The sequence below is a fragment of the Cupriavidus sp. CP313 genome, assembly GCF_054072015.1.
On the sequence record NZ_JBSVZB010000030.1, the window covers coordinates 18,112 to 37,702 of the forward strand.

General features: G+C 65.8%; 18 protein-coding genes and 2 tRNA genes. 10 read left to right on the top strand and 10 right to left on the bottom strand.

Translation table 11 applies throughout. From position 1 onward, the window contains the following. Nucleotides 1-2 precede the first annotated feature (2 nt). Complete coding sequence (locus ACW4E8_RS31200) at nucleotides 3-524, top strand: OmpA family protein (RefSeq protein ID WP_456808049.1); 522 nt, start codon at nucleotides 3-5, stop codon at nucleotides 522-524. Between the two features lie 16 nt (nucleotides 525-540). Here the strand turns inward: ACW4E8_RS31200 and ACW4E8_RS31205 are convergent, their stop codons facing one another. From ACW4E8_RS31205 to acs, 5 genes are all read right to left on the bottom strand, one after another. Further along, entirely contained in the window at nucleotides 541-816 is a 276-nt protein-coding gene (locus tag ACW4E8_RS31205; RefSeq protein ID WP_013957332.1) for a hypothetical protein, read from the bottom strand. A gap of 51 nt (nucleotides 817-867) precedes the next feature. Beyond that, nucleotides 868-1,716, bottom strand: coding sequence for a D-amino acid aminotransferase (locus ACW4E8_RS31210; protein ID WP_456808050.1), 849 nt, complete (start codon nucleotides 1,714-1,716; stop codon nucleotides 868-870). A 459-nt stretch (nucleotides 1,717-2,175) separates the two neighbouring features. Further along, a tRNA-Ser gene (locus tag ACW4E8_RS31215) sits at nucleotides 2,176-2,266 on the bottom strand. Between the two features lie 85 nt (nucleotides 2,267-2,351). Further along, the gene (locus ACW4E8_RS31220) at nucleotides 2,352-4,403 is read right to left on the bottom strand and encodes a VC_2705 family sodium/solute symporter (RefSeq protein WP_456808051.1); all 2,052 of its coding nucleotides are present in this window, start codon (nucleotides 4,401-4,403) and stop codon (nucleotides 2,352-2,354) included. A gap of 100 nt (nucleotides 4,404-4,503) precedes the next feature. Beyond that, nucleotides 4,504-6,486 (bottom strand): acetate--CoA ligase, encoded by a 1,983-nt coding sequence (gene acs / locus ACW4E8_RS31225; protein WP_456808052.1) that lies wholly within the window; start codon nucleotides 6,484-6,486, stop codon nucleotides 4,504-4,506. A gap of 259 nt (nucleotides 6,487-6,745) precedes the next feature. Here acs and ACW4E8_RS31230 point away from each other — a divergent pair, with 259 nt between their 5' ends. The 4 genes from ACW4E8_RS31230 to murI all read left to right on the top strand — a co-directional run bounded on the left by ACW4E8_RS31230 (nucleotide 6,746) and on the right by murI (nucleotide 11,006). Continuing rightward, nucleotides 6,746-7,717 (top strand): DMT family transporter, encoded by a 972-nt coding sequence (locus ACW4E8_RS31230; protein ID WP_456808053.1) that lies wholly within the window; start codon nucleotides 6,746-6,748, stop codon nucleotides 7,715-7,717. 113 nt (nucleotides 7,718-7,830) lie between these two features. After that, a complete protein-coding gene (locus ACW4E8_RS31235; RefSeq protein WP_456808054.1) occupies nucleotides 7,831-8,373 on the top strand; it encodes a TIGR00645 family protein in 543 nt (180 codons plus the stop codon). A gap of 201 nt (nucleotides 8,374-8,574) precedes the next feature. Further along, nucleotides 8,575-10,098 (top strand): fumarate hydratase, encoded by a 1,524-nt coding sequence (locus tag ACW4E8_RS31240; protein WP_456808055.1) that lies wholly within the window; start codon nucleotides 8,575-8,577, stop codon nucleotides 10,096-10,098. A 98-nt stretch (nucleotides 10,099-10,196) separates the two neighbouring features. Beyond that, nucleotides 10,197-11,006 (top strand): glutamate racemase, encoded by an 810-nt coding sequence (gene murI, locus ACW4E8_RS31245; protein WP_456808056.1) that lies wholly within the window; start codon nucleotides 10,197-10,199, stop codon nucleotides 11,004-11,006. A 12-nt stretch (nucleotides 11,007-11,018) separates the two neighbouring features. Here murI and ACW4E8_RS31250 read toward each other — a convergent pair whose 3' ends face one another. Further along, complete coding sequence (locus ACW4E8_RS31250; RefSeq protein ID WP_456808057.1) at nucleotides 11,019-13,319, bottom strand: AAA family ATPase; 2,301 nt, start codon at nucleotides 13,317-13,319, stop codon at nucleotides 11,019-11,021. A 486-nt stretch (nucleotides 13,320-13,805) separates the two neighbouring features. On the opposite strand from ACW4E8_RS31250, the gene ACW4E8_RS31255 reads away from it, so the two are divergent. The 4 genes from ACW4E8_RS31255 to ACW4E8_RS31270 all read left to right on the top strand — a co-directional run bounded on the left by ACW4E8_RS31255 (nucleotide 13,806) and on the right by ACW4E8_RS31270 (nucleotide 16,260). Beyond that, complete coding sequence (locus ACW4E8_RS31255; RefSeq protein WP_456808058.1) at nucleotides 13,806-14,465, top strand: energy transducer TonB; 660 nt, start codon at nucleotides 13,806-13,808, stop codon at nucleotides 14,463-14,465. Nucleotides 14,466-14,527: 62 nt separating this feature from the next. Beyond that, nucleotides 14,528-15,256, top strand: coding sequence for a MotA/TolQ/ExbB proton channel family protein (locus ACW4E8_RS31260; RefSeq protein ID WP_340520398.1), 729 nt, complete (start codon nucleotides 14,528-14,530; stop codon nucleotides 15,254-15,256). Between the two features lie 21 nt (nucleotides 15,257-15,277). Further along, nucleotides 15,278-15,691 carry an ExbD/TolR family protein gene (locus tag ACW4E8_RS31265; protein WP_456808059.1) on the top strand — a complete coding sequence of 138 codons (414 nt, stop codon included), beginning with the start codon at nucleotides 15,278-15,280 and terminating at the stop codon, nucleotides 15,689-15,691. Between the two features lie 239 nt (nucleotides 15,692-15,930). Continuing rightward, nucleotides 15,931-16,260, top strand: a complete 330-nt coding sequence (locus tag ACW4E8_RS31270; protein WP_018309364.1) for a hemin uptake protein HemP — start codon at nucleotides 15,931-15,933, stop codon at nucleotides 16,258-16,260. 271 nt (nucleotides 16,261-16,531) lie between these two features. Here ACW4E8_RS31270 and ACW4E8_RS31275 read toward each other — a convergent pair whose 3' ends face one another. The 3 genes from ACW4E8_RS31275 to ACW4E8_RS31285 all read right to left on the bottom strand — a co-directional run bounded on the left by ACW4E8_RS31275 (nucleotide 16,532) and on the right by ACW4E8_RS31285 (nucleotide 18,025). After that, nucleotides 16,532-16,939, bottom strand: a complete 408-nt coding sequence (locus ACW4E8_RS31275; RefSeq protein ID WP_456808060.1) for a heme-binding protein — start codon at nucleotides 16,937-16,939, stop codon at nucleotides 16,532-16,534. A 158-nt stretch (nucleotides 16,940-17,097) separates the two neighbouring features. After that, nucleotides 17,098-17,391, bottom strand: a complete 294-nt coding sequence (locus ACW4E8_RS31280; RefSeq protein WP_456808061.1) for a hypothetical protein — start codon at nucleotides 17,389-17,391, stop codon at nucleotides 17,098-17,100. 274 nt (nucleotides 17,392-17,665) lie between these two features. Next, the gene (locus ACW4E8_RS31285) at nucleotides 17,666-18,025 is read right to left on the bottom strand and encodes a hypothetical protein (RefSeq protein ID WP_340520388.1); all 360 of its coding nucleotides are present in this window, start codon (nucleotides 18,023-18,025) and stop codon (nucleotides 17,666-17,668) included. Between the two features lie 208 nt (nucleotides 18,026-18,233). On the opposite strand from ACW4E8_RS31285, the gene ACW4E8_RS31290 reads away from it, so the two are divergent. Next, nucleotides 18,234-18,320 (top strand) — tRNA-Leu (locus ACW4E8_RS31290). A gap of 93 nt (nucleotides 18,321-18,413) precedes the next feature. Here ACW4E8_RS31290 and ACW4E8_RS31295 read toward each other — a convergent pair. Then, complete coding sequence (locus tag ACW4E8_RS31295; protein WP_456808062.1) at nucleotides 18,414-19,508, bottom strand: YeiH family protein; 1,095 nt, start codon at nucleotides 19,506-19,508, stop codon at nucleotides 18,414-18,416. Nucleotides 19,509-19,591 lie beyond the last annotated feature (83 nt).

A 19,591-nucleotide genomic window follows, 5' to 3' on the forward strand; every position in this document is an offset into this window, starting at 1 on the left:
GCATGCCCGAACGCCTGACCCTGCCCTACTGGAAGTCCCTGTGGAAACTCTGGCTCGCCGCCGTCGTGCTGACGGGGCTGTCGCTGGCCGGCTGCCAGACCGCGCCGCCAGCCACCGGACTGTCTCCGGCCCAGGTCGCGGTGCTGAAGCAGGAAGGGTTCGCGTTGACCGATGAAGGCTGGGAACTCGGCTTGTCAGACAAGCTGCTGTTCGGATTCAATGAGGACCTGATCGACGCTGAGCGCGCCGCCAATGTGCAGCGCCTCGGCCGGGCGCTGAAGGGCGCGGGCATCGAGCGCCTGCGCGTGGATGGCCACACCGACGACGCGGGCTCGGCCGAATACAACCAGTCGCTGTCAGTGCGGCGCGCCGAAGCCGTGGCAAAGCTGCTGGCGGGCGCCGGCTTTGCGCCGGAAAACATCGAAGTTCGCGGACGGGGCAAGACCCGCCCGGTAGCCGACAACCGCACCGCCGCCGGACGCAGCGAGAACCGGCGCGTCGCCATCGTCGTATCGGTCGACTAGGACGGCGGCCGGCGCTTCAGTCCCCGAACGGATTGGGCGCGCGGTTCTCCGGCGCTTCGCTCAGGTCGAACTCGTCGCGCACCTTGTCGACCACCGCGCGGATGCTGGCCTCGTAGCCGGACGCATTGCCGAAGCCCGTCATATTCCAGTTGCGCCCGCGGGCATCGCGCGCGTGCGGCACAGGCGCCGGCACCCGGACCTTGGCGCCGTCCTCGCCGATTTCATAGATTTGCTGGATGCGCCGGCTCACCTCGTCCTGCAGGGCACGCCGGCCACGCTCACGCTTGGCCATGGCTGACTCCTCGATGAATCCCGAGGCATCCTAGCACGCACGCAAATCAGCTCAAAGCGCAGCCTTGGCAGCCTGGTACGCAGCGTAAAGCCGGGCAAAGACCGGCCCCGGCACCCCCTTGCCGATGGTGCGGCCATCGATGGTCACCACCGGCAGCAGCTCCTTGCTGGCCGACGACAGCAGCACCTCATCGGCGGCGAACACCTCTTCCTTCGCGATGCGGCGCGCCTCCAGCGCAATCCCCATCGCGGCACAGACCTCTTCCATGAACCCGTAGCGGATGCCTTCCAGGATCAGGTTGTCCTTGGGCGGCGCCATCACGCGGCCATCGCGCACCACCCACACATTGGACGCCGACGCCTCGGTCAGCCAGCCATCCCGGAACTGGATCGCCTCGATCACGCCGTGCTCCACCGCATGCTGCGCCGCCAGCACGTTGCCCAGCAGCGACGTCGACTTGATCTGGCAGTTCAGCCAGCGCCGGTCCTCCATCGTCACGCACGCCACGCCCTGCTCAAGCATCTGCGCCGACGGCAACGCCATCGGGTTGGTCATGATCAGCACCGTCGGCACGACCTCCTTCGGAAACGCATGCGTGCGCTTGGCGACGCCGCGCGACACCTGGATGTAGACCAGCTGGTCCGACAGGCCGTTGGCCTGGGTCACCTCGCCGACCAGCTCCAGCCACTGCCCGGCGCTGTACGGATCAGGAATCCCGATGCCCTCCAGGCTGCGGTGCAGGCGGGCCAGATGCTGGTCCCCGCGGAATGGCTTGCCGTTGTAGTAAGGGATGACTTCGTAGATGCCATCGCCAAAGATGAAGCCGCGGTCGAGGACGGGGATGCGGGCTTCGGAGAGGGGGGTCAGGGTGCCGTTGAGGTGGACGATGGGGTCGGACATGGGGGCAAGTGCCAGAGATTCGAAAGAGATGCCTGATTCTTTCACGGGCAGGCAGGCAGGTTCATGCAATTTGCGCATGAGGTTGGCTACCCGTGCCATGTCGGCGCCGGCGCGCAGACTCAGGCTGGCGGCACCCACGGACACTGAAATTTGGCGGACAGAGCAACTGGATCGGCGCGCTCAGCCAATCCGGCACGCCGAGATGGAAGCCATGCCTTCGTCGCGGTGACTGACATAGCCATGTCGCCTTGCGGCAACACCTCTATTTAGAGGGATGCGCGATACAAGGTCCTATACGACCATCCTCACGGGCGATCCCGCGACTCGCCCACTACTATTTCAAGCCCTCGCCTACCCTGGCCGAGGGCTTTTCTTTGAGCCCATCAGGCATCACGAAACCACCAGGGACTGGAAACAAAAAAGCCGCCCAGACGGGCGGCTTCGCTGTGAACAGTGTTCTGGCGGAGAGACGGGGATTCGAACCCCGGATAGGCTATTAACCTATACACGCTTTCCAGGCGTGCGACTTAAACCACTCATCCATCTCTCCGGGAAGTCCGAGATTATAGCAGAGTTGTCTGGCGAATCCAGTGCTTCGTCGCCGTATCCCGCCTTACTTGACAACCCCACCCGCCCTACCCCTTGCGCAGGTAGCTCACCAGCCGGTCGATCACCGGCGCATTGCGTGGCGTCAGCAGGCTGACGATGATGGCCACGGCGAAGCCGGCGGGCACGCCGAAGGCGCCGGAGGCGATCGGGTCGACGCCGAACCAGCGGTTGCCGAAGATGCCGGTCATGCGGGTGAAGAACGGGTAGTTGACGATGATGTAGTAGACCGCCACGCCCAGCCCGGCGGCCATGCCGGCGACGGCGCCGGCGGCGGTGGTGCGGCGCCAGAAGATGCCGAGGACCAGTACCGGAAAGAAGCTGGAGGCGGCCAGCGAGAACGCGGCGCCGACCAGGAACAGGATATTGCCTGGGCGCAGCGATGTGACGTAAGAGGCAAAAAGCGCCACGCCCAGCAACACGATCTTGGCGGTGGTGACGCGGCGCTGGTGGCTCGCCTGGCGGTCGACCATGTGATAGAAGACGTCGTGCGAGAGCGCATTGGCGATGGTCAGCAGCAGGCCGTCGGCGGTGGACAGCGCCGCGGCCAGGGCGCCGGCGGCGATCAAGCCGGAGATCACGTATGGCAGGCCGGCGATCTCCGGGGCGGCCAGCACGATCATGTCTGGCTGGAGCAGGATCTCGGCCCATTGCACGATGCCGTCGCCGTTGACATCGCGGATGCCGAACACCGGTGGATCGACCTTGCGCCATTGCACCACCCACTGCGGCAATTCGGCGTAGGAGGTGCCCACCAGGTGCTGGAAGAACTCGTATTTCACCAGCGCAGCCAGCGTCGGCGCGGAAACGTACAGCAAGGCGATGAAGAACACGGCCCAGGCCACGGAGTTGCGCGTTTCCTTGACCGACGGCGTGGTGTAGAGCCGCGTCAGGATGTGCGGCAGGCTGGCGGTGCCGACCATCAGGCAGAACACCAGCAAGACAAAATTCAGCCGCTTGGTCTCGCGTTCCTGCTCCGATGCCGCGGGATAGGGCTCAGTCGATGACAGCGAATGGCGGCTGCGGGCCAGTGCGTCGGCCCGCTGCTGGTTCCACTGCTGCTGTGCCGCCGCGGGGTCACGCGGGAATTCCAGCCGTTCGCGCTCCAGCGACTTGATCTCGCGCAGCGGGGCATTGCGCGTGCGCAGGTCCTGCAGGCGCGCGTCGAGCGCGTCGCGCTCCTGGGCAAAGGAATCGGGCAGCCGGGCGATGCGCTCCTGCAGCAGGATGGCCTGCTGCCGGTAGTACTCGCGCACGGCCTGCTCGGCCGGCTCGCGCTCCAGCTGTTGCTCGCGCGCGTCGAGTTGCGACAACAGCGTGCCGTAGCTGAGCTGCGGCAGCGGTTCCTGGTGATGCTTCCAGGCGATCATCGATACCGTGACCAGGAAGGCCACGATCATCATGATGTACTGCGCCACCTGCGTCCACGTGACCGCGCGCATGCCGCCAAGGAACGAGCACACCAGGATGCCGGCCAGCCCGAAGAAGATGCCGACGGCAAACTCCACGCCGATAAAGCGCGTCACCACCAGCCCCACGCCCTGGATCTGCGCCACCAGGTAGACGAAGGAGCAGAGCGAAGCCGCCAGCACCGCGATCGCGCGCACTGGCAGGTTGCCGCCCGGCTTGCCGTTGCCATAGCGCGCTGCGAGGAAATCGGGAATGGTGTAGCCGCCGTACTTGCGCAGGTATGGCGCCAGCAGGAAGGCCACCAGGCAGTAGCCGCCGGTCCAGCCCATCACGTAGGCCAGCCCTTCGTAGCCCGAGGAAAACAGGATGCCGGCCAGGCCGATGAAGGACGCCGCGCTCATCCAGTCGGCGGCAATCGCCATGCCGTTGAACAGCGCCGGCACGCGCCGCGAGGCAACGTAATACTCGTTCAGGTCAGAGGTGCGGCAGATCAGCCCGATGCAGGCATAGATCGCAATGGTGATGAAGAGGAAGACGTAGCCGAGCCACAGCGCATCGGCATTGGAGCGTTCCAGCAGCCCCATCATGCCGACGAAGCCGAACAACCCTAGCGTGAACAGGCCGTAGTACAGCAGCAACCGTCGGCGAAAGCGCGACTGGGCTTCAGGCATGGGACGGTCCGTGGTCGGTGGGGGGCTATCGTAACAAACCCGCCGGCGCGCGGGAACGCGGCGGCGGGTTCAAGGGCTCGATCGGGCCGAAGCTAGACGATCACTGCGCCTGCTTGAGCTGCTCCAGGATGGCCGGATTCTCCAGCGTCGAGGTGTCCTGCGTGATCTCCTCTCCCTTGGCCAGCGACCGCAGCAGGCGCCGCATGATCTTGCCCGAGCGCGTCTTGGGCAGGTTGTCGCCAAAGCGGATGTCTCTGGGCTTGGCGATCGGACCGATCTCCTTGCCGACCCAGTTGCGCAATTCCGTCGCGATCTTGACGGCCTCTTCGCCAGTCGGACGCGAACGCTTCAGCACGACGAAGGCGCAGATGGCCTCGCCGGTCATGTCGTCGGGGCGGCCCACCACGGCGGCTTCGGCCACCAGCGGGTTGGACACCAGCGCCGACTCGATCTCCATTGTCCCCATGCGGTGGCCCGACACGTTCAGCACGTCGTCGATGCGGCCCATGATGGTGAAGTAGCCGGTGTCCTTGTCGCGGATCGAGCCGTCGCCGGCCAGGTAGAGGTTGCCGCCGAGTTCTTCGGGGAAATAGCTCTTCTTGAAGCGCTCCGGATCGCCCCAGATGGTGCGGATCATGGCCGGCCACGGGCGCTTGACTACCAGGATGCCGCCGTTGCCGTTGGGCACGTCATGGCCGGTCTCGTCGACGATGGCGGCCATGATGCCCGGCAGCGGCAGCGTGCACGAGCCCGGCACCAGCGGCGTCGCGCCCGGCAGCGGCGTGATCATGTGGCCGCCGGTCTCGGTCTGCCAGAAGGTGTCGACGATCGGGCAGCGCTCGTTGCCGATGTTCTTGTAGTACCACATCCACGCTTCCGGATTGATCGGCTCGCCCACGGTGCCGAGCAGGCGCAGGCTGGACAGGTCGTATTGCTTCGGATGGATCTTCTCGTCGGCCTCGGCGGCCTTGATCAGCGAGCGGATCGCGGTCGGCGCGGTGTAGAAGATGCTGACCTTGTGGCGCGCGATCATGTCCCAGAAGCGGCCGGCGTGCGGGTAGGTCGGCACGCCTTCGAACACCACCTGGGTCGCGCCGGCGGCCAGCGGACCGTAGGCGATATAGGTGTGGCCAGTGACCCAGCCGATATCGGCGGTACACCAGAACAGGTCATCGGGCTTGATGTCGAAGCTCCACTTCATCGTCATCAGCGCCCACAGCAGGTAGCCGCCGGTGCTGTGCTGCACGCCCTTGGGCTTGCCGGTGGAGCCGGAGGTGTAGAGCACGAACAGCGGATGCTCGGCGCTCACCGGCTCGGCTTCGCAGGTATCGGGCTGACCGGCGCTGACGTCTTCCATCCAGCGGTCGCGGCCTTCGGTCCAGGCGACCTTGCCGCCGGTGCGGCGGTAGACGATCACGTTCCTGACGGCCTCGCAACCGCCCAGTGCCAGCGCGTCATCGGCGATGGCCTTCAGCGGCAGCGCCTTGCCGCCGCGCATCTGCTCGTCGGCGGTGATCAGCGCCACCGCGCCCACGTCCACCAGCCGCTCCTGCAGCGACTTGGCCGAGAAGCCGCCGAACACCACCGAGTGCGTGGCGCCCAGGCGTGCGCAGGCCTGCATCGCGACCACGCCTTCGACCGACATCGGCATGTAGATCACCACGCGGTCGCCCTTTTTGACGCCGAGCGACTTCAGGCCGTTGGCAAAGCGGCACACCTTCCCGTGCAGCTCGCGGTAGGTGACGCGGGTCACGGTGCCGTCGTCGGCCTCGAACACGATCGCGACCTTGTCCGCATTGCCGTTCTGCAGGTTGCGGTCCAGGCAGTTGTATGAGGCGTTGAGTTCGCCGTCTTCGAACCACTTGTAGAACGGTGCGTTGCTTTCGTCCAGCACCTTGGTGAAGGGCTTGGTCCAGTGCAGCAACTCGCGCGCATGGCGGGCCCAGAAACCTTCGTAGTCGCGTTCGGCCTCGTCGCACAGGGCGCGGTAGGCCTCCATGCTGGGGATCGCGGCCTGGCTGGCGAAGCCTTCAGGCGGGTTGAACACGCGATGCTCTTGCATCACCGACTCGATGGCGGACATAGGCTTGTCTCCTGATTTTGGACTGGCTTTGGCTGCCAAGTTACGCCCGACGGCTTACTTAAACCTGACGGGGTGTTGACAGTCCGCCGGGGCGTGACATGCAACTTGTTGCAATGCAGCGGGAAAAGTCTGGGCGCTCGCCGCGAAAGTGCAGCCTTCTCCATTAGGCTAGCACAGCTATAATGCCGCGAGCCCTATACCTGAACGCGGCGCTTCCTTTTGCCGCTTCCCTCCCGCTCTTGCGACCGAGGCAGTATCCGTGTCCGCCAATCCTCCCGCCCGAACCGTCGCCTACCACCCTGTCTACGCCCTCTTCCTGATCGCCTCGATGGCGCTGGTCGGCAGCAATGTCGGACTCGGCAAATCGATCATCGCGCATGTGCCGGTGCTGCTGTTCGCGCTGCTGCGCTTTGTCATTGCCATCGTCTGCCTGGCGCCCTGGTACCGGCCCGCGCGCATGCGCCGGGTCTCGCGCGGGGAATGGCTGAACCTGTTCCTGCAGGCGTTCTTCGGCACCTTCCTGTTTACGCTGCTGATGCTCAATGGCGTGCGGCTGACCAGCGCCATGGCTGCCGGCGTGATCACCAGCACCATCCCCGCCACGGTGGCGATCCTGTCGTGGCTGCTGCTGCGCGAGCGGCTGTCGCGGCGCACAGTGGCGTCGGTGCTGCTGGCGATGACCGGCATCGCGGTGCTGAACATCGCCCGGGGCGATGCGCACGGTGCCGGCAGCGGCAGCCAGGCATGGCTGGGCAACCTGATGATTATGGGCGCGGTGGTATGCGAGTCGATCTACGTAATCCTGTCGCGCCGGCTCACGCAGACCCTGGCCGCGATCGAGATCTGCGCCTACACGCACCTGATCGGCGGGCTGCTGATGCTGCCGCTGGGGCTGGTCCCGCTGCTGAGCTTCGATGCTGCCACGGTGCCGGCGCAGACCTGGCTGATGGTGCTGTGGTATGCGCTCTCGGCCAGCGTGTTCTCGTTCTGGCTGTGGATGAAGGGCATCCGCCATGTGCCGGCGCAGCTGGCGGGGGTGTTCACCTCGGTGCTGCCGGTGGCGGCTGCCACCTACGGCATCGTCGTCCTGGGCGAGCAACCGGGCTGGCCGCATGGGGTGGCGCTGGCGTGCGTGCTGGCCGGGATCGTGATGGCCAGCTGGCCGGGGCGGATCGCGCGCGGCGCGTGGCGTGGCAAGGCGGCCGGCGCCGATCCTGGCGCCGCGGGTTGAGCCACGCCGGCGACAAACGGTAACCGTCTTCGGTTACGGTCGGTAACACCGCCCGGTCATCGGCGCTTGGTACAATCCACGCCGACTTTCAACTCGCCGACACCGCCCCGCCCATGGCTTCCAATCCAATGACCAGGCCGCAGACCATGCGGCCGATCCCGAGCATCATCTTCGCGTCGCGCTGGCTGCAGTTGCCGCTTTACCTGGGCCTGATCGTGGCCCAGGGCGTCTATGTCTACCACTTCCTGGTCGAGGTCTGGCACCTGCTGGCGCATGTGACCGAGTTCGACGAGAACAAGATCATGCTGGTGGTGCTGGGCCTGATCGACGTGGTGATGATCTCCAACCTGCTGATCATGGTGATCGTGGGCGGCTATGAGACCTTTGTTTCGCGGCTGGGCATCGACAACCACCCGGACGAGCCGGAATGGCTGGACCACGTCAACGCCGGGGTGCTCAAGGTCAAGCTGTCGATGGCGCTGATCGGGATTTCGTCGATCCACCTGCTCAAGACCTTCATCGATGCCGAGCAACGCACGACGCACACCATCATGTGGCAGGTGGCCATCCATATTGCCTTCCTGCTGTCGGCGGTCGCCATGGCCTGGGTGGACCGGATGGTGACGCACCCGGCCGGCGCACATGGCAAGCACTAATCACATTAGTGTGCCATCGGACGCCTAGTCCCAGCCAGACCGCGGCCATGTGCCGCGGTTTTTGCTTTTGGGGCCGCCCCCACGCAGCCAGCGGCGTTTGCCGCACATTATCGGCTGTGGACGGATGTATGCAGCCGGGCAGAGCGCCCTGGCTCAGTGTATGATTTCAGGCTGTGTTTCACCGCTGCCCTCCCCCACAAAATGACTGTCATCAAGCAAGAAGACCTCATCCAGAGCGTCGCCGACTCCCTGCAGTACATCAGCTACTACCACCCGATGGACTACATCACCAGCCTGGGCCGCGCCTATGAGCTGGAGCAGAGCCCGGCGGCCAAGGACGCAATTGCGCAGATCCTGACCAACAGCCGCATGTGCGCCGAGGGCAAGCGCCCGATCTGCCAGGACACCGGCATCGTCACGATCTTCGTCAAGGTGGGGATGGACGTGCGCTGGGACGGCGCTACCATGGGCCTGACCGACATGATCAACGAGGGTGTGCGCCGCGGCTACACGCACCCGGACAACGTGCTGCGCGCCTCGATCGTCAGCCCGCCCGAAGGCGGCCGCAAGAACACCAAGGACAACACCCCGGCCGTGATTCACTACGAAGTGGTGCCGGGCAACACCGTCGACATCCAGGTCGCGGCCAAGGGCGGCGGCTCGGAGAACAAGTCCAAGTTCGTGATGCTGAACCCGTCCGACTCGATCGTCGACTGGGTGCTGAAGACCGTGCCGACCATGGGCGCCGGCTGGTGCCCGCCGGGCATGCTGGGCATCGGCATCGGCGGCACCGCCGAGAAGGCCATGGTGATGGCCAAGGAATCGCTGATGGAGTCCATCGACATCCAGGACATCATCGCCCGCGGCCCGAAGGACTGGGTCGAGGAACTGCGCGTCGAGCTGTACGAGAAGGTCAATGCGCTGGGCATCGGCGCCCAGGGCCTGGGCGGCCTGGCCACCGTGCTGGACGTCAAGATCATGGCCTGCCCGACGCACGCCGCGTCCAAGCCGGTCGCGATGATCCCCAACTGCGCCGCCACCCGCCACGTGCACTTCACGCTGGACGGCAGCGGCCCGGCCAAGCTGGAAGCGCCTGACCTGTCGCAATGGCCGAAGGTCGAGTGGGCACCGAACACTGAGACCTCCAAGCGCGTCGACCTGAACACGCTGACGCCGGAAGAAGTCGCCTCGTGGAAGCCGGGCCAGACCCTGCTGCTCAACGGCAAGATGCTGACCGGCCGCGACGCCGCGCACAAGCGCATCGCCGACATGCTGGCCAACGGCGAAAAGCTGCCGGTGGACTTCAAGAACCGCGTGATCTACTACGTCGGCCCGGTCGATCCGGTGCGCGACGAGGCCGTCGGCCCGGCCGGCCCCACCACCGCCACGCGCATGGACAAGTTCACCGAGATGATGCTGGCCGAAACCGGCCTGATCTCGATGATCGGCAAGGCCGAGCGCGGCCCGGTGGCAATCGAGGCCATCAAGAAGCACAAGTCGGCCTATCTGATGGCCGTGGGCGGCGCCGCCTACCTGGTGGCCAAGGCGATCAAGGAAGCCAAGGTGGTCGGGTTCGAAGACCTCGGCATGGAAGCGATCTACGAGTTCGACGTCAAGGACATGCCGGTGACGGTCGCCGTGGACAGCGAAGGCACCTCGGTGCACAAGACTGGCCCGGCCGAATGGCAAGCCAAGATCGGCAAGATCCCAGTCGCCGCGCTGTAAGCTTGGCAAGACGGTAGAATCTGCCGTCGCGCTCGAAAAAAAAGCCGGGTTCCGACCCGGCTTTTTTCTACCTCGTTTCTTGTCGTCCCTGCACCCCCGTGAACCCCGCACCCATCGGCGTCTTCGATTCCGGCCTCGGCGGCCTGTCCGTGCTGCGCGAGATCCGCGCGCTGCTGCCCCATGAATCGCTGCTGTACCTGGCGGATTCGAGGTACGCGCCCTATGGCGAGAAGCCCGAGGCCTTTGTCGAGGCGCGCACGCTGCAGGCCTGCGAATGGCTGCTCGGGCAGGGTTGCAAGGCACTGGTGATCGCCTGCAATACCGCCACCATGCATGCGGTGCAGACGCTGCGCGAGCGGCTGACGGTGCCGATCATCGGCGTCGAGCCCGGCCTGAAGCCCGCCGCCGCCGCCAGCCGCAGCAAGGTGGTGGGCGTGCTGGCCACCGCCAATACCCTCAAGAGCGCCAAGTTCGCGCGGCTGCTGACATCGCTGGAAGGCGAAAGCCGCTTCCTGTGCGAGGCGGGCCTGGGACTGGTGTCGCTGATCGAACAAGGCGAGACCGACGGCCCGGCCGTGCGCCAGCGCCTGGACGCCTACCTGACGCCCATGCTGGAGGCCGGCGCCGACACGCTGGTGCTGGGCTGCACCCACTACCCTTTTCTCTCCGGCACCATCCGCGCGATGGTTGGCGACCAGCTGGCGCTGGTTGACACCGGCAGCGCCATTGCGCGCCAGCTGGCGCGCAAGCTGGCCGAACACAAGCTGGCCGCCGCGCCCGATGCCACCCCGCACGACCGCTTTGCCTCCACCAAGGACGCCGCGCACCTGCGCGCGATGGCAGCCACGCTGCTGCAGGTGGAAGCCGATACTGAAACGGTGGTGATCGAGCCGGCGCCGGCGCTCTGACCGGCGCCCTGCTTACTGCAGGAAGCCCAGTGGCCGGTGCTCCCGCACCTCGGGCTTGATCGCGTGTTCCTGGCGCAGCTGCGCCAGGAACTCATCCGGCGTCAGCGCCTCGCCCAACAGCACGCACTGGCGCTTGACCGTGGCGAAGTCGCCCGGCGTCAGGCAATCCATCGTATCCAGCTCACGGCGCATGCTGTCGGTCAGGCCGGCGGCGTCGCCGTCGAGCGCCTCGTCGACAAACATCGCCATACGCTGCGCGGGCTTGAGCGCCAGGAAGCGGATCTTGAACGAGAAACGGCGCAGCGCGGCCTCATCGATGCGGTCGAACAGGTTGGTGGTGCAGATAAAGATGCCGTTAAAGCGCTCCATGCCCTGCAGCATCTCGTTGACCTCGGAGATCTCATAGGTGCGCACCGCCTGCTGGCGGCTCTGCATGAAGCTGTCGGCCTCGTCCAGCAGCAGCACCGCCCCATCCTCTTCGGCGCGCGCGAACATGGCGGCGATCTGCTGCTCGGTCTCGCCCACATATTTGCTCATCAGGTCGGAGGCGCGGCGGATCATCAGCGGCAGGTCCAGCTCGGCCGCGATATGCTCGGCCAGCGCGGTCTTGCCGGTGCCGGGCGGGCCGTAGAAGCACAGCGTGCCGCGCTGGCGCACGCGCAGCGCGTCGACGATCTTGACCACCTCGTAGCGGGTTTCCAGGTGCAGGTTCTCCAGCCGGTAGTGCGTGACGACCGGGCGCGCCTCGGCCTCGGGGCGCAGCCCCATGGCGCGGTCGGCGTGTTCCAGCTGGCGCAGGATCAGCGCTTCCACCGGTTCTTCCACGTCGGGCCGTGCCAGCTCGACAAAGCGCGCGGCCGACTGCACCTGTGCCGGCGTCAGCGTCTTGCGCCCGGCCAGCCCGGTGATAAAGGCGTCGCTGACATCCAGCCCGCCCAGGTGCTTGCGAATGATGTTCTCGCGCACCAGCGGCGGCGGGATCTTCAGCTCCAGGTGGAACTGGAAGCGGCGCAGGTAGGCCGGGTCGATCTGCCGGATCGAATTCGAGATCCAGATCACCGGCACCGGGTTCTGCTCAAGCGTCTGGTTGACCCAAGCCTTGCCGTTCACCGATGCGCGCGTGTCTTCCTGGCCGAACAGGCTCATCAGCTCGCGCGCGCTGCCGGGGAAGACGTCTTCCACCTCATCGAACAGCAGCGCGGTATGGGCACGCCCGCGCAGGAAGGCCTGCGACACCTGCAGCGAGCGGTAGCGGTCCTTGCCCGACAAGCTGTTGCCGTCGCGGTCCAGGCAATCGACTTCGTACAGCTCGCAGCCCGCCTCGCGCGCCAGCAGCCGCGCAAACTCGGTCTTGCCGGTGCCGGGCGGACCATAGATCAGCACGTTGACGCCGCTGGCGTGCTGGCGCGTGGCATTGCTCAGCAGCGCGCACAGGTAGCGCGCGTCGGTCTCGACATGGGGATAGTCGGCGGTGGTCAGCGTGGGCGGCGCGGCCGGGCGGGTGAAGACCGCCATCATCTCGGCTTCGTTGGCGTAGTTGCCCAGCAGCACGTGCAGCAGCCGGTCTGAGAGCCGCATCAGGTCGCCCAGGTCGGTCACGCTGTTTTCCGGCAGCGGCTGCTCGATCAGGTTCAGCGTCTCGAGCCGCGAGCCCGGCCGCAGCGAGGCGGCCACGTCAGCCGCGCCGGCGCCGGTCAGCCCGGCCAGGATCTGGAACGCTTCCTGGCTGTGCGCCACCTTGCAGTCGACCATCACCGCGCGCAGGTCGCGCTTGTACTTGGCCAGCGCCGCGTACAGCAGCAGCGTGCGCTCGTGCTCGGGCAGGTCCAGCACATGGCTGAGCATGTCGATATTGCGCACCAGCAGCACGCGCTCGCCTTCCAGGCGCTGGGCGATGGCAGCGGCCGAAGCGTCGAACACGGCGAACATGTCCTTGGCGTGGTGCTTGACGTACTCGTCCAGGTAATAGAACAGCGCGCTTTCGTCGAAGGCGCTGTTCCACTGGCCGTGGCGGTCAAGGAATTCCTCAGGGGTCAGGCGGGCGGTGCCCTTCCAGGCGGGCATGTCGGCGCAGCGCGCGGCCAGGAAGCGCTGCACGCGCAGCACCACGCCGTACGGCCACACCATCTCCTGCGCGCTGACGGTCAGGACATCGTTGATATTGCTGCGCAGGTTGAAGCGCGGGCCCAGTGCGCAGACCACGCGCAGGGCAAACTGGGCGCACATCCAGTCCAATGCTGAACTGGACGATGCGCCAGGCATGGAGCGCAGAATCGTCGAACGGTCATCTTCAGCAAAACGTGTGAAGTCCATGGACGGGTCCCCGAGCGCGCTGTGCGCGATGGCGGGGCCGCGACCGGGGCACCGCCACGTCTGCAGTTTCTTCCTATGCTAGCGCGCTTTGGTGCCAACCGCGCATGCCTGTGCGCAACGGGCACCGGCGATTGTGGCCTGGGGCACCGAAGCGCAGCAAAGTGCCAGAGCGCGCCAGCGCGCGTGCACCGCTGCATCACCTCCCGAAATGCTGCCTGGACTTGCCGGTATAACGTGCCGCGCCAGAAAATTCCAGTTGCGACGCACAAATCACAACAAATAAGAATCATTATCGTTTATACTCGCCGACTGACACGCTGCCCCAGAGTGGCGCTCCCACGGCAACCCAGTTGAAGGAGCGTTTATCATGGAATTGCTGCTTAGCCTGCTGGTCGGTTGCGGCATCTCGCTGATCCTGTTTTATCGCAAGTGACGGCGCACAGCGCCGCTGCGGTGCCACCGCTGGCAGACTTTTGTTGTTGACACATGTTCGACCAACGCTTCTTCAAGATTACGCTCGCCGTACTGCTGTTCCACGTCGGCCTGCTCTACCTGATCCAAAGCGGCCTGGGCCGCAAGCTGACCGAGGCGGTGATCTCGCCGGAAATCGTCGCGCGCATCATCCCGCTGGAGCTTCCCAAGCAGGAAGCCCCGCCGGAGCCGCCCAAACCCAAGCCCAAGCAGGAAACCCCGCCCAAGCAGGTGAAGGTGACCACGCCCAAGCCGACCCCGCCGCAGCCCAAGCCAACCCCGCAGCCGGTAGCCAGCCTGCCGCCGACACCGAACGCGCCCGAGGCCCCTCCCGCGCCGCCGGCACCCCCGGCACCGGCCGCTGAGCCCGCCCCGGCGCCGGTATCCGCCGCGCCGCGCGCAGTCGGCATCGGCGAAATCCAGTGCACGCCGCCGCAACCGAAGTATCCTTCCCAGTCACGCCGCATGGGCGAGACCGGCAAGGCCGTGGTGCGCCTGACCACCGACGAAAGCGGCAAGGTCGTGAAGACTTCCGTCGTATCCTCGAGCGGTTCGTCGCGCCTGGACCAGGCCGCGGTAGAGGCCGTGCAGACCATGCGCTGCAAGCCTTACATGGACAACGGCCGCGCCGTCGCCGTCACGGCGCAGCAGCCGATCGGCTTCGAACTGAACTGACCGCCCCAGATTTCCGATCTCTGATCTGACCTAAACCAAGCGAACTCACCAGGAACCAACACATGCAGGACCTCGGACTCTCCCACCTCTGGACGCAAGGCGACTTCGTCATGCGTGCGACCGCGATCATTCTGCTGATCATGTCGCTCGCCTCATGGATCGTGATCCTTACCAAGGCGTGGGATCTGGTGCGCCTGAAGAAGATGGCGCACGGCGCGGAAAAGCGCTTCTGGCACTCGGACGACTTCGACCACGCACTCGAAACCCTGGGCGCCGGCGATGCCAACCCGTTCCGCACGCTGGCCATCGCCGGCAAGGAAGCCGCCCAGCACCACCGCGCCAGCCAGCCGCAGCTGCACGACGTGATGGACATCTCCGACTGGCTGACCCGCTCGCTCAAAAGCTCCATCGACGAGTCGGTGGCGCACATGCAATCGGGCCTGGCAGTGCTGGCCTCGGTGGGCTCGACCGCACCGTTCGTCGGCCTGTTCGGCACCGTGTGGGGCATCTACCACGCGCTGATCGGCATCGGCGCCTCGGGCGTGCCGACCATCGACAAGGTTGCCGGCCCCGTGGGCGAGGCGCTGATCATGACCGCCTTCGGCCTGGCCGTGGCAATTCCCGCCGTGCTGGGCTATAACGCCCTCACCCGCGGCAACAAGTCGGTGATCTCGAAGCTCAACCGCTTTGCCCACGACCTGCACGCCTACTTCGTCACCGGCGCGCGCGTGCGTCCCACCGGCGCCCGCACCGAAGACGGCACCGTGCGCCTGGCCGCGGCACAGCGCTAAACCGCTAGCAAGGAAGTCATCATGGCATTCGGTACTATCGACGGCGACGACGACGAGGTGATGAGCGAGATCAACATGACGCCGCTGGTCGACGTCATGCTGGTGCTGCTGATCATCTTCATCATCACCATCCCCGTGATCAACCACGCGGTGAAGATCGACCTGCCGCGCGCCTCCAACACCCCGAACGACCCCAAGCCGCAGAACATCAACGTCTCGATCGACGCCAGCGGCAAGGTCTTCTGGAACCAGGTGGAAGTGGACCAGACCACGCTGGAAAGCAATATCGCGCTGGCCGCGCAGCAGCAGCCGCAGCCTGAGCTGCACCTGCGCGCGGACCGCGAGGTGCGCTACGAGCGCGTGGCCGAGGTCATGGCCGCCGCGCAGCACGGCGGCCTGGGCAAGATCGGCTTTATCACCGAACCCAAGCACTAAGCGGGTGCCGCCAGGCGCTCCGGAACGACAAAGGGCACCTCAGGGTGCCCTTTGTCGTTGATGCCGCCGATTCATGCCACCAGCCTGCGCTGCGTCGTCCCTGCGCCCCTTCCCAGCCGCTCATGGTCGTTCCGCGAATCTTGGTCGGAGTCTATTGTAATGATAACAATTCTCATTTAATATTCTTCCATCGACTGCGCCATGACCGGCGCGCCCTTATTGCAGAACGGAGCCAGAAGATGAGCACACTTTCCCTGCCGCTGTCGCAACCGCGTGAAGTCACCCGCCGCCGGCTGTCGCTGCGCCGCGTCGAGGTCGCCGCGCAACCGCGCCGCGAGGCCAGCGCGAAGGCTGCACCGTCGACCATCGCATCCGTGAAGTCCGCGGTGGCGGCCCTGCCCGCCCGGCTGGAGGCACTGGTGCGCGACAGCCTGTCGCCGGCGCCTGTCGGCGAGCCGGTGGCCCTGGACGCCATCATGCACGGCGCCAGCACCCTGCCGATCCTGCACAACGGCGATGTCTACACGCTGCGCGTCACGCGCTACGGCAAGCTGATCCTGACGAAATGACGCGGCCCTGCGGCGATACCGCAAGGTTGAAGCCAGAGGGAAGCGATCGAGACCCGCGTTGGGCGCGGGTGCCACGTACGTGGCAGTAAAGACTTTTGTGGGGACCACCTCGGAACGAGGTGTTGGGCAGTAGCCAGGTACTGGTGTCGCGGGCGGGATTCAGACCCCACGCCGGGCCGACCGTACCCAGCCATGCCCTCTTTTATGCCGCCCCGCAGGCCATGCCTGCGGGGCATTTTCATGCGCCGGCACAGTGGCCGGCGCAAAGGCTTTACAGGCCCAGCGCAGCGATGCCGGCACGCGCGATCTGCGCGTCTTCGGTCGACTTCACGCCCGACACGCCCACGGCACCGACCACCTGATCGTTGCAGACGATGGGCACGCCGCCCTCCAGCATGCCTTGCAGCACCGGCGCCGTCATGAACGAGTAGCGGCCGTTGTTGATCATGTCTTCGTAGACCTTCGACTCACGACGGCCCAGCGCCGAGGTACGGGCCTTTTCGCCGGCAATATAGGACGAGATCGGCGCGGCACCATCCAGGCGCTGCATCGCCAGCATATGGCCGCCATCGTCCACCACGACGATCGACACGGCCCATTGATGATTCTTCGCCTCGGTTTCCGCTGCGGCCATGATCTTCTTCACGTCGTCTGCCGTCAGAACCGTTTTTTGCTGCATGCCACTCTCCTGGTCACTCATTTGGTTGAGGCCGAAGTATAGCGCCGCACCCCGGCCATCGTCATGACAGGAGCCCCGTTGCGGTACGCCGGAGCACGGGCGAAAACAAAAATGGCCCGCGTTTAGCGGGCCATTCATCATGGACGGACAACAGCGATTCAGGCGCCGTCCGAGAACGGATCCGGCTTGCCCGTGCGTGCGCCGTCGGTAAACGGATCGGGCTTGCCCATGCGCGCGCCATCGGTGAACGGATCGGGCTTGCCGAGGCGGGCACCGTCGGTGAACGGATCAACCTTGCCCATCTTGGCACCATCGGTGTACGGGTCCGCCTTGCCGACCCTGGCGCCGTCCAGGTACGGATCGACCTTGCCGACGGCGGCAAATGCGGAGGTGGAAAGCGCGCCCAGCGCGGCCAGCGCTGCGACGGCAGCAACGGCTTGTGTGATCTTCATGGATATTCCCCTTGCTATTCTTGGTTGGTCGAGGCACCGTGCAGCACTTTGCGGTGCCGTCATCACGATGTCACAACAGTAGTTTAGGGGAAAACCCTTATGCCGATAGAGGTGACGCTTTGAGCAGTCTGTTCAAATAATTTGACTACGCTCAGCAAGGGGGCGAATTTCCGGGAACTGGCTTCAGCGCCTCATGTCGCAGTGCGGCAGGAAAAAGGAAAGGGCCCCGGAGGGCCCCTTCTCTTTCAAAAAGCTTGCGCAGGTCGAACGACGATCAGTCGTCGTGCCAACGGCCGTGGCCGTGTCCGTGGCCATGACCACGGCCACGATGGTATCCCGGCGGGCCATAGTAGCCGCGGTGGCCGCCGTAATAACGCGGCGGGCCGTAGTAGCCAGGACCGTAGTAGACCGGACGCGGGCGTACCACCACCGGGGGCGGGCCGTAGTAGACCGGCGCAGGCGCCACCACGACAGGCGGCGGTGCATAGTAAACCGGGGCTGGCGGATAGTAGGCGGGCGCGCCAACCACTACGCCCGGCACGCCGATTGCCACGCCGACGCTCACATGGGCCATTGCTGCCCCAGACGCAAGCCCGGCTGCGACACCGAATGCTGCGAGCCACCAACGTTTCATATCCGCCTCTCAATGTGAGATTTCTCTTAATTGGTATTGTAGAGGTTCGGAATTTTCCAGGTGCAACGGCGAGGTCGACATTGTTACCAGCCGTAACAATGACGTCACTTTTTCGCGCGCCCGGCGCGCTTTCGGCCACCGCCGGCGCCCGCAGCAGCAACGCGCTTGCATCCGGGATGCGGAGCCACCACAATACCGGGCTTGCCGTGCGGCCGTGGAGAAATTGGTAGACTCAGCAGACTTAAAATCTGCCGCCTTTCCAGGCTTACGGGTTCGAGTCCCGTCGGCCGCACCAGAGCGCACAGCCGCCCCCTTCCGCTCCCGCCCCAAAACAAAAGAAGGGGGCCATCGCCCCCCCTCTTCTGATGCCTTCAGGTCCGCGAGCGCGTCAGGCCATCGCGTAGCACATCAGCGCACCCACACCCATCAGGAACACGAACAGCACACCGGCCAGCGCCAGCGGCTTGCGTCCGGCGCGCACCAGGTCGCCGATGCGGGTGTGCAGGCCGATCGCCAGCATCGCGCAGGCCAGCAGCCAGTTGTCCAGCGCGATCAGCGGCGCCTTCCAGGCCATGGGCACGGCGCCGGCCGAGTTGACCGCCATCACCGCGACAAACCCTACCGCGAACCACGGCACCGACTTCAGGATGCCTTGCAGGCGGCTGCCGCCTGCAGTGCCTTGCTCCGCTTGCTCGCCGCCCTGCGGCCACAGCGCCATCACCAGCAGCAGCGGACCCAACGCCAGCACGCGCACCATCTTGGCCACCACGGCAGCGTCGGCGGTCGGCTCGCTGATCATCTTGCCGGCGGCGATCACCTGGGCCACCTCGTGCAGCGTCGCGCCGGTAAAGATGCCGAACATGCGCTCGCTGACGGCCCAGTGCCAGTGGCCAGTCGCCAGTTCGTACAGATAGGGATAAAGCAGCATGCCGACGGTGCCGAACAGCACCACCGTCGCCACCGCCACGGCGGTCTGCTTGTCGTCGGTGCGCACCACCGACGATACGGCGATGGCCGCGGCGGCACCGCAGATGGCGCTGCCGGAGCTGACCAGGATCGCTTCGCGGCGGCTCAGGCCGAAGAACTTCGTACCCACCCAGGTGCCGAACAGCAGCGTGGCCACCAGCATGGTCAGCGGCACCACGATGCCCGGCAGGCCCAGCGCGACGATCGAGGCAAAGGTCAGCCGCAGCCCATACAGCGCCACGCCCAGGCGCAACAGGTAGTGGCGTGCGACCTGCATGCCGGGCGCCAGCGGCGCCAGCCAGTGGCGCGGCAGTGTATTGGCCGCGACCATGCCGGCACACATGGCCAGCGTCAGCGCGCTGAGCCCATAGCGCGCCACGGCCGGATGCTCGGCCAGCGCAATCGCCAGCCAGGCAATGCCGCCCAGCGGGACCAGCGTCAGCAGGCGCTGCGACCACGGCGGCGGCAAGGCCGGCGCAGCGGCCGGGGGGGTGCGGGGGGCGGAGACGGAGGACATGGCAGGCTCGGGTCGTGTTCTTTAGTGACTCAAGCGTACTGGCGCCCATCTAACCCGTAAAACGGGTAATATCGTTATGCGTT

Excerpts from the sequence above, each read along its gene's own strand:
- ACW4E8_RS31265 (WP_456808059.1), top strand. The coding sequence starts at position 15,278 with ATGGCATTCGGTACTATCGACGGCGACGACGACGAGGTGATGAGCGAG.
- acs (WP_456808052.1), bottom strand. The coding sequence starts at position 6,486 with ATGTCCGCCATCGAGTCGGTGATGCAAGAGCATCGCGTGTTCAACCCG.
- ACW4E8_RS31235 (WP_456808054.1), top strand. The coding sequence starts at position 7,831 with ATGGCTTCCAATCCAATGACCAGGCCGCAGACCATGCGGCCGATCCCG.
- ACW4E8_RS31220 (WP_456808051.1), bottom strand. The coding sequence starts at position 4,403 with ATGCCTGAAGCCCAGTCGCGCTTTCGCCGACGGTTGCTGCTGTACTAC.
- ACW4E8_RS31285 (WP_340520388.1), bottom strand. The coding sequence starts at position 18,025 with ATGAAACGTTGGTGGCTCGCAGCATTCGGTGTCGCAGCCGGGCTTGCG.
- ACW4E8_RS31255 (WP_456808058.1), top strand. The coding sequence starts at position 13,806 with ATGTTCGACCAACGCTTCTTCAAGATTACGCTCGCCGTACTGCTGTTC.
- ACW4E8_RS31240 (WP_456808055.1), top strand. The coding sequence starts at position 8,575 with ATGACTGTCATCAAGCAAGAAGACCTCATCCAGAGCGTCGCCGACTCC.
- ACW4E8_RS31205 (WP_013957332.1), bottom strand. The coding sequence starts at position 816 with ATGGCCAAGCGTGAGCGTGGCCGGCGTGCCCTGCAGGACGAGGTGAGC.
- ACW4E8_RS31280 (WP_456808061.1), bottom strand. The coding sequence starts at position 17,391 with ATGAAGATCACACAAGCCGTTGCTGCCGTCGCAGCGCTGGCCGCGCTG.
- ACW4E8_RS31200 (WP_456808049.1), top strand. The coding sequence starts at position 3 with ATGCCCGAACGCCTGACCCTGCCCTACTGGAAGTCCCTGTGGAAACTC.
- ACW4E8_RS31260 (WP_340520398.1), top strand. The coding sequence starts at position 14,528 with ATGCAGGACCTCGGACTCTCCCACCTCTGGACGCAAGGCGACTTCGTC.
- ACW4E8_RS31270 (WP_018309364.1), top strand. The coding sequence starts at position 15,931 with ATGAGCACACTTTCCCTGCCGCTGTCGCAACCGCGTGAAGTCACCCGC.
- ACW4E8_RS31275 (WP_456808060.1), bottom strand. The coding sequence starts at position 16,939 with ATGCAGCAAAAAACGGTTCTGACGGCAGACGACGTGAAGAAGATCATG.
- ACW4E8_RS31295 (WP_456808062.1), bottom strand. The coding sequence starts at position 19,508 with ATGTCCTCCGTCTCCGCCCCCCGCACCCCCCCGGCCGCTGCGCCGGCC.
- ACW4E8_RS31210 (WP_456808050.1), bottom strand. The coding sequence starts at position 1,716 with ATGTCCGACCCCATCGTCCACCTCAACGGCACCCTGACCCCCCTCTCC.
- ACW4E8_RS31250 (WP_456808057.1), bottom strand. The coding sequence starts at position 13,319 with ATGGACTTCACACGTTTTGCTGAAGATGACCGTTCGACGATTCTGCGC.